This is a genomic window from Neomesorhizobium albiziae (genome assembly GCF_900114255.1).
GTDB lineage: Bacteria > Pseudomonadota > Alphaproteobacteria > Rhizobiales > Rhizobiaceae > Neomesorhizobium > Neomesorhizobium albiziae.
The window spans coordinates 1-6,997 of the sequence record NZ_FOSL01000069.1 but is presented as its reverse complement, the minus strand read 5'-3'; the positions used below and the strand labels follow the sequence as shown (position 1 = coordinate 6,997).

Here is a 6,997-nt window from a genome sequence, read left to right as displayed (position 1 = left end):
AGAAAGCCACTCGCATGAAGCTTCGCCAGCACTGCCGCGTCGATCTTGTCGGTCTTGACCTTGGCCCAGGCGATGGCCCGGACCAGGATCGGATTGGCTATGACCACCCGGCCCACCAAGGGCGAGAGTAATCGGACGATCGCGCTTGTATTGCCTGTCGCCTCGATGACGATCTCGTCGTCCGGCTTGAGCTTCGTGGCGAACTGCAACAGGCGGCTGCGTTCGAGATCGATCCTCCCGGCATCCTGGATTTTGCCTTTTTCCAAGATTGCCATTTGAGCGAATGATCGGTGGACATCAAGGGCAATGATTCTCATTCCCGGCTCCTTTCCAGGGTCAGCAACCATGGGAGCCGGCGGGCTACACGACAACTACGGATCCGCGCTCGCAGCGCAACCGGGCAAGTCGAAGGGGGCGGCCAGATAACAACTCGAACTCTCAGTTCATCAGGTACTACGGCCTGCCCGCCATGCGTGCTCCCGACACCCCAATCCCGGTAGGTGGACGGTAGTCGATCCACCAGCGCAAGGAAATGCGGATTGGCGCGTCGCGCCTATTCATGCCTGATAACAATCGGATCGAGCAGGACCCTCGGCGCATCAAGCGTCGCCTGTGGCCGATGCTCGGCTTCAAATCGACGGCCATCGCAGCCACCATCCTGCCCGACATCGAAATGATCCACATGATGCGGCAAGCGACAGGCGAGGTACGCCTTCAATCCGAATCCGTCCCTGGCCGAGCAGTTCGAAATCCTCGCCGCCTGATTGACCTCGCACCAGCGCCTCTCTGTGCCCCTATTCAGCCGTTGCAACAAAACCCTCAGGACGGGATCATTCTGACGAAGCGGCATTTCAAGCCAAACCACACCTCGCTTCGGATCCGTCAGGAAGTGGTCAGGTCCTCAGATGAGAATACATCTCAAATCTGGTGGTCGCTAGTCGGGCCGCCTCTATCATTTCCCACTCGATGAGGACGGCCACATTGACCTATTTCCACAGCGCCACGAGCAGCTCAAAGGCAAGCGCCACAATCGTCGTTTTCTTGAGCCGCCCGCCGTTGTACCTGACCAGGTTCTCGAACCACAAGATGAGCCCAAGCGCGATTAATGGCGCAGCGAGACACATGCGAGCTGTATCAGCGCCGTTCGCAGACTTGGACTGCCGGATTTCGAACCCTCTGCTCGTGATCGACCGACGCGGTCTGCCAAGGTATCGGCGCAAACCGAGGGAGTACGAGTACGGTATCTTCATAGAAGACGAAGAGCGCCGGCCGCTCATTGGGATTCCGATGCCGACAGTTCCAGTCGGAGGCGCAGGCGGCGAGACAAGCCGGCCGAGCAAAAGGGCGCATCCCATGAGAGTTCCACTCTTCATGCGCGCTTGGGCGCGGCGTTCAATTCCCGATCGCAAAGCTGCGGCTCGATTTTGAGACCCATCAATATCGGGGAGGGGTCACTCTCGGCCCATTTGAAACACGGATGCCATCACTACAACAAGCGACTTTAGGTGCAATCTAAATATCATCAACCTTCTCAGGGCTATTCCCATGCAACTACGCCACCTCCGCTACTTCGTCAGCATCGTCGATGCTGGCAGCTTCACCCGGGCAGCGGCGACCATCTATGTGGCGCAGCCGGCCCTCAGCCAACAGATCGCTGATCTGGAAGCCGGGCTCGGCGTCACCCTGTTGCACCGCAGCGTACGAGGCATTTCGCCGACCCAGGTGGGCAAGATCTTCTATCGGGAGGCCGTCTCCGTCCTGCAGCGGATAGACCAACTGCGCGACGTCGTGCGCTCCACGCAGGGAGAGCCAGAAGGTTCGGTAGGGCTCGGCATGTCTTCGGCGCTCGCCGCCTCCCTCGCCGGCCCCTTAGTCGGCGCCTGCAGGACAGCACTCCCCAAGGTGACCCTGCGCTTGGTCACCGGTGACTTTCTCCGCATTAGATCGCTCATCGAATCGCATGCGCTCGACATTGGCACGGTGTTCGAGGATAAACCCACCGGTGGCGTTGTCCGCAAGCCGCTGTTCCGTCAGCGCCTCTATCTGATCCTTCCGGACAACGGAGAAGATGTCGCGCCCTCCGTGTCCCTCGAGGAGCTGACGGCACTTCCTCTTGTGCTGCCCGCACGGCCGCATACGATCCGCAACGTACTGGACCGGACGTTCGGAGCGGCCGGAGTGACACCGAACTGCGTCGCAGAGGTCGACACGTGCTGCAGCGCGCTCTCCTTGGTCAAAGCCGGCATCGCATGCGCGATTGTTCCCAAGGGGAATGTCTCGGTCATACCAGGCTACGAAGGTCTGAGGACTGTCGTCATCGATCCGCCGATTCAACTGACGGCATGCCTCATCTCGTCCGGCGACATGCCGCTCACCTCCGCCGCCGAGGCGGTAAGTGCCCTGGTCGCCGCGCAGGTGGAAAGGCACTTTAGAAGCGCTTCTCGCTGAAAGGGAGCGCGTCCCAATTCAGTAGGCGTTGTCCAGAGGTGAATACTCCAAGCGGTATTTCTTTGAACGACGATTTCTGAGGACGATCGAGCGATCGCCACAAACCCACAGAGCTGGGTACAGCTATGCCCTGCGAGCGCTGCCTATAGGCCGTTCGACCGATTTAGACTGGCCCGTTCCGGGCCTTCGCCGACCACCAGACCTATGCCCCGCGTGGACGCAGGGAGACTCCTGCTGGGCAGTTCCTGCGTCCACGCGCGCCCTGACGGTAGCATCGTGCGAGGCGACCCTGCTAAGCGGGATTCGCTGCACTTGCCTCATCACTGCCGCATTTGCCGCCTCGGGATGCGCGGCAGCACTGCAACCCGATACATTTTACAAAGTGGACGCGATTGGCGCCGTCCACCTGCGTGTTCCGCTAATTCAGTCCGGCCTTTTGCGAATCCACAGGCCAGCCCGGGCGAGTTCCTAGGCAAATTCCGCCACCATGACTGCGTATTTCGCAAACTCTGGACAGGGATTCCGCTAAGTCGCGGACAGCTGTTCCGGACTTAGTGAAATCGGTGTCCGGGACTTACCGAAACACGCCACCATGACCAAGGCTGAAAGTAAGACCACCAGCCGTTTGACAAATGCATTTTGCCCGAACCCGTTCCTTCCAGGGAATTCGGTGAGTGAGCATCACCAGCCGGCCATGACCGCCCCTCTCAGCGCCTCTCGCCGATAGCCTGCCGGCCCGGATGCCACCATAATGATCACGCCGACACGCGTGGCAGCACGATGCCCTTGACGGGGCGGCGTGCAGGCGCGGTGTCGATCCAGCGCCCGGACAGATCGGCAAGGGCGGACAGGTTCGTTTCTTGGGTCAGCCCCTCGGTCTCACCATCTGGCTGGTCGACGCCGCATTGTGCGTCACAGCCCGGCCCCCACGATCCAGCAGGGCGGGATCGTGCGCCAGCCGATCTGCGTCGTTCACACCCTGGTACCCGGCCAGTCGTTTGAACACGGATTGGCGAAGCTGCGGGATCAGCATGTGGCGGCTATTCTGGGCGGTTAGGGTGCCGGCGAGAGCCGCTCCAGACAATTCGATCAGCCCAAGCGCATCATCGAGTTCGCGAAGGGCCAGCAGACTGGGGTCGTGCAGGGGGCTGAGCCCTGAGTCGATCCTGGAGTGCCCGCCGATCAGCGACGAGGTCGTGGAGGTGCAGCAACTCGCGCCGTGGCCGCGGTTCTTCCGCCAACCGTCGAACCAACTCCCGCGTGGCATCCACTACAAAGACGCCGCAATCATAACTGTTCCGCTGCTGGGCCATGCCCATTGGTTGCAGGCTGCGGGCGCCCAGCCTTGCTGCGAGCTCTGCTGCAATGTTGTGGTGGCGCCCGCCGATGGAGTCGTAATGATAGGCGACCGGGCTTTGCCGCGCGCGGCGATCAAGGAGCAGCAGCGACCAATGGGTGCCGCGGCGGTCAGGATCGGCAGCACTGGCATCGTTCTATAGCGCGGCAATCTGGGGTTCTTCCGCCTATTTGGTGCAGGGGCGGGATTCACGGATGGTGCGAATAAGTTCATAGAGTCGGAATCGCAGTCGACACCGTGATTTGCCGTGCTCCATGTCTTCCGCTCGCTGATTTCGCCCGAGCTTTCGATTGTCCAGATTCTCCCGCAGGCGGACAGGATTGTGCTTGTTGCCCGGCCGAAGGCGATGGAATCGCGCTGTCCCTGTTGCCATTGCCGAACCGGCCGCGTCCACAGTCACTACATGCGACGGTTGGCCGATCTGCCGTGGCAGGGGCGGGTTGTCGAAATCCGGCTTCACGCACGACGGTTTCGATGCGCCGATGCACAATGCCCGCGGCGGATCTTCACCGAGAGGCATCCTGAGACGGTTCAACCGAAAGCTCGACGCACGGTTCGGCTCGGCGAAAGCCAGCTGGCGATCGGCTTTGCGGTGGGTGGAGCGCCGGGTTCACGCCTGTCGGACAAGCTCGCCATGCCGGTGAGCGGCGACACTCTGTTGCGGATGATCCACGCGGCCTCCTTCGAGCCGCCGGAAGCGCCGCGGGTGGTTGGCATCGACGACTGGGCCTGGCGCAAAGGACAGCGCTACGGAACGATCATCTGCGATCTGGAGCGCAACCGCGTGCTGGATCTATTGCCGGATCGAAATGCCGACACGGTCGCATCATGGCTGGAAGGCCATCCTGGCATCGAGGTCATCGCGCGCGATCGTGCCGGCGTTTATGCCGAGGGCGCCCGTCGCGGTGCTCCCGATGCAACGCAGGTCGCCGACCGCTGGCATCTTCTCCAGAACCTGGGCGAAGCGTTGCGTCTGGCCGTCGGTCGCCATCGCAAGGCGGTCAGCGCCGCCGGAAAGGCGATGGCGTCCGAGATGGCCGGAAACGACGATGCCAGGCCGGAACCGCCGGTGGAAACTTCTCCGAAACTTGATTGCCTGCGCCGGTCGAGGCGCAAGCAGCGCAGTGAGCTCTATGCTGAAATCCTTGATTTGCGGGAGGCCGGCAGGTCGCCGCGACAGATTGCGCCCCGGATTGGCATGAATGTGAGAACGGTCGAACGCTGGCTTGCAGCGGGCGGGGAGCCCGAGCACCGGCGGCCGCCCGCGCGTTCCGTCCTCATGGATCCTTTCCGCGAGTATCTCGAAAAGTGTTTGCAGGAAGGCCAGCGCAACGGGTTGCAACTGTGGACCGAAATCAAGCGCCGCGGCTTTAAAGGCAGCAGGGCGACCGTCTACAGATGGGTCGCCGCCCGCAAGGCGCGGCCACCGCTTGTCGCGCCACAGTCGCCGTGGCGGCTCCCGTCGCGCCGCAACTGTGCATGGCTCTTGAGCGAAGACCCGACATCCCTCGAAGCGCAGACCGAGCGGTTCCTTCACCATCTCCATGAAAATGCGCCGGAGCTTTCGATCGCGGGCGAACTCGCCCGACGCTTCGCTGCACTGATACGCGGCGACGATGATGCAGGCCTTGAGCAATGGATCGCCGATGCCACGAACAGCGAACTGGCCTCCCTTGCAGCAGGTATCGGCCGTGACATAGAGGCTGTCCGGGCGGCAATCACTCAGCCCTGGAGCACGAGCCCCGTCGAAGGTCAGATCAACCGTCTCAAAACGATCAAGCGCCAGATGTATGGGCGCTCGGGATATCCGCTGCTGAGAAGCAGGCTGCTGGCCGCCGCATAGCCGACACGCTGCAAAATCAGGGGGTCATGGAATTGGCAGGGGATAAATGGTTGCGCAGAGCGACATGCTTTGCTTGCCGCCGCGCTCCAAGTTAGGCTTTGCCGTATGCTCCGCAGGAAATATCACCATACTGATGGTCTTCAGACCCCGGTCGGGGCGATGAGCCTCGACGAACTCGATGCCTATCTGAGCTCCGAGGATGCCCCGCCGGAGTGCATGATGCTGTCTGACCTTGACGGCTTCCTGACCGGCATCATCGTTGGACCGGACTTCATTGCGCCCAGCGAATGGTTGCCCGAAATTTGGGGTGGGGAGGCCCCGCGGTTCGGTGATGGAAAGCAGGTGGAGGCCGCTTTCGGCGCCATCATGGACCGCTACAACGAGATCGTTCGACAGATCGGGGACGACACCTTCCAACCCATCCTTTTGCGCTCTGCCAAGACTGGGACCGTTATCGCCACCGACTGGGCCTACGGCTTTGCCCAGGCGATCACCCTGCGGCCGCGCCGGTGGACGAAGATGGTCAAATCTGAGGCGGGACTGCTTCTGATTCCCATCATGGTGCTGTGCGAGGCGGATGAGATCCTTGATGAGCTTGGCCTCAGCTGCGAAGAACTGAGCCAGACCATGGAAGAGGCCATCGAAATCCTCCCTGCTACGGTCATGGGCATCGCCCATTACTGGCGCATGCCGGCCGCGCAACAGAAAAAACCTCGTCACTAGCCTGCACGCTGCAACAAGAATTGGCCGCAATGATCCCTGTCCGTGCGGATCAGGCAAGAAGTTCAAGAAGTGCTGTGGGGGCGACGCCTGAGCCAGTCATAGCGCTCAACGTGCAAGTGTGCTTCCAGGTCATGAATCCCGCCCCTGCACCAAATATGCGGAAGAACTCAAAGTCGGCGAGATGGGCTTCGAGCTGCCGGTGGCTGTCGTAGTGGTAGCGGTTGACGGTGGCTTCCTTGATCGTGCGGTTCATGCGCTCGACCTGCCCGTTATCCGGTATGTGATCTTTGGTGCCTATTCGTCCTGCTGTTCTTCCTTGAGAGCGGCCTTATGGTGAGCCCATCCGGGACGTGGGGCACCGGGAGCACGAAAGTGCGGGCAGGCCGTCTTTAGACCGTGGGCTGAGAGCCCGAGCTCGTTACATGGCCGCCCCTCGCGACTTTCCCGGATGCGCTGCGAGCGCGGATCAGTAGGTGTCGTGTTGCCCGCCAGCTCCCGTCTTTGACCGAGCCAGGAAGGAGGGAATAGGCATGCGCATCATCGGACTGGATATTCACCCGCCTTCGCCGAAGCAGTGGCATGGGAGGATGGCAGGCTCAGGCGACTCGGCCGCGTTGACATGCGGC

Annotated in this window: 6 protein-coding genes and 3 pseudogenes; 5 read left to right on the top strand and 4 right to left on the bottom strand. The window is 61.5% G+C overall.

The window, feature by feature from the left end; translation table 11 throughout:
• The coding region (locus tag F3H98_RS32235; protein ID WP_244622023.1) for an IS110 family transposase at positions 1-317 on the bottom strand (317 nt) is incomplete at its 3' end.
• Positions 318-526: 209 nt separating this feature from the next.
• On the opposite strand from F3H98_RS32235, the pseudogene F3H98_RS30600 reads away from it, so the two are divergent.
• Both F3H98_RS30600 and F3H98_RS30595 read left to right on the top strand, forming a co-directional pair.
• Positions 527-764: pseudogene (locus F3H98_RS30600) on the top strand (DDE-type integrase/transposase/recombinase); the annotation flags it as partial.
• Between the two features lie 781 nt (positions 765-1,545).
• Positions 1,546-2,448: a LysR substrate-binding domain-containing protein gene (locus F3H98_RS30595; RefSeq protein WP_149764732.1), complete on the top strand. Its 903-nt coding sequence runs from the start codon at positions 1,546-1,548 to the stop codon at positions 2,446-2,448.
• Between the two features lie 773 nt (positions 2,449-3,221).
• On the opposite strand, the pseudogene F3H98_RS32230 reads toward F3H98_RS30595, so the two are convergent.
• Both F3H98_RS32230 and F3H98_RS30585 read right to left on the bottom strand, forming a co-directional pair.
• Positions 3,222-3,586, bottom strand: a pseudogene (locus F3H98_RS32230) (transposase); the annotation flags it as partial.
• Positions 3,552-3,890 carry a Ulp1 family isopeptidase gene (locus F3H98_RS30585; protein ID WP_342211656.1) on the bottom strand — a complete coding sequence of 113 codons (339 nt, stop codon included), beginning with the start codon at positions 3,888-3,890 and terminating at the stop codon, positions 3,552-3,554. The pseudogene F3H98_RS32230 and the gene F3H98_RS30585, both read right to left, overlap by 35 nt.
• A 162-nt stretch (positions 3,891-4,052) precedes the next feature.
• Here F3H98_RS30585 and F3H98_RS30580 point away from each other — a divergent pair, with 162 nt between their 5' ends.
• From F3H98_RS30580 to F3H98_RS32485, 3 genes are all read left to right on the top strand, one after another.
• Positions 4,053-5,648, top strand: coding sequence for an ISL3 family transposase (locus F3H98_RS30580; RefSeq protein ID WP_210249735.1), 1,596 nt, complete (start codon positions 4,053-4,055; stop codon positions 5,646-5,648).
• Positions 5,649-5,807: 159 nt separating this feature from the next.
• Complete coding sequence (locus tag F3H98_RS30575; protein ID WP_188130660.1) at positions 5,808-6,371, top strand: YecA/YgfB family protein; 564 nt, start codon at positions 5,808-5,810, stop codon at positions 6,369-6,371.
• Positions 6,301-6,462 (top strand): SEC-C metal-binding domain-containing protein, encoded by a 162-nt coding sequence (locus tag F3H98_RS32485; protein ID WP_342211655.1) that lies wholly within the window; start codon positions 6,301-6,303, stop codon positions 6,460-6,462. Before F3H98_RS30575 ends, F3H98_RS32485 begins: the two co-directional genes overlap by 71 nt.
• A gap of 78 nt (positions 6,463-6,540) precedes the next feature.
• On the opposite strand, the pseudogene F3H98_RS32225 reads toward F3H98_RS32485, so the two are convergent.
• Positions 6,541-6,648: pseudogene (locus tag F3H98_RS32225) on the bottom strand (IS481 family transposase); the annotation flags it as partial.
• Positions 6,649-6,997: the final 349 nt, after the last annotated feature.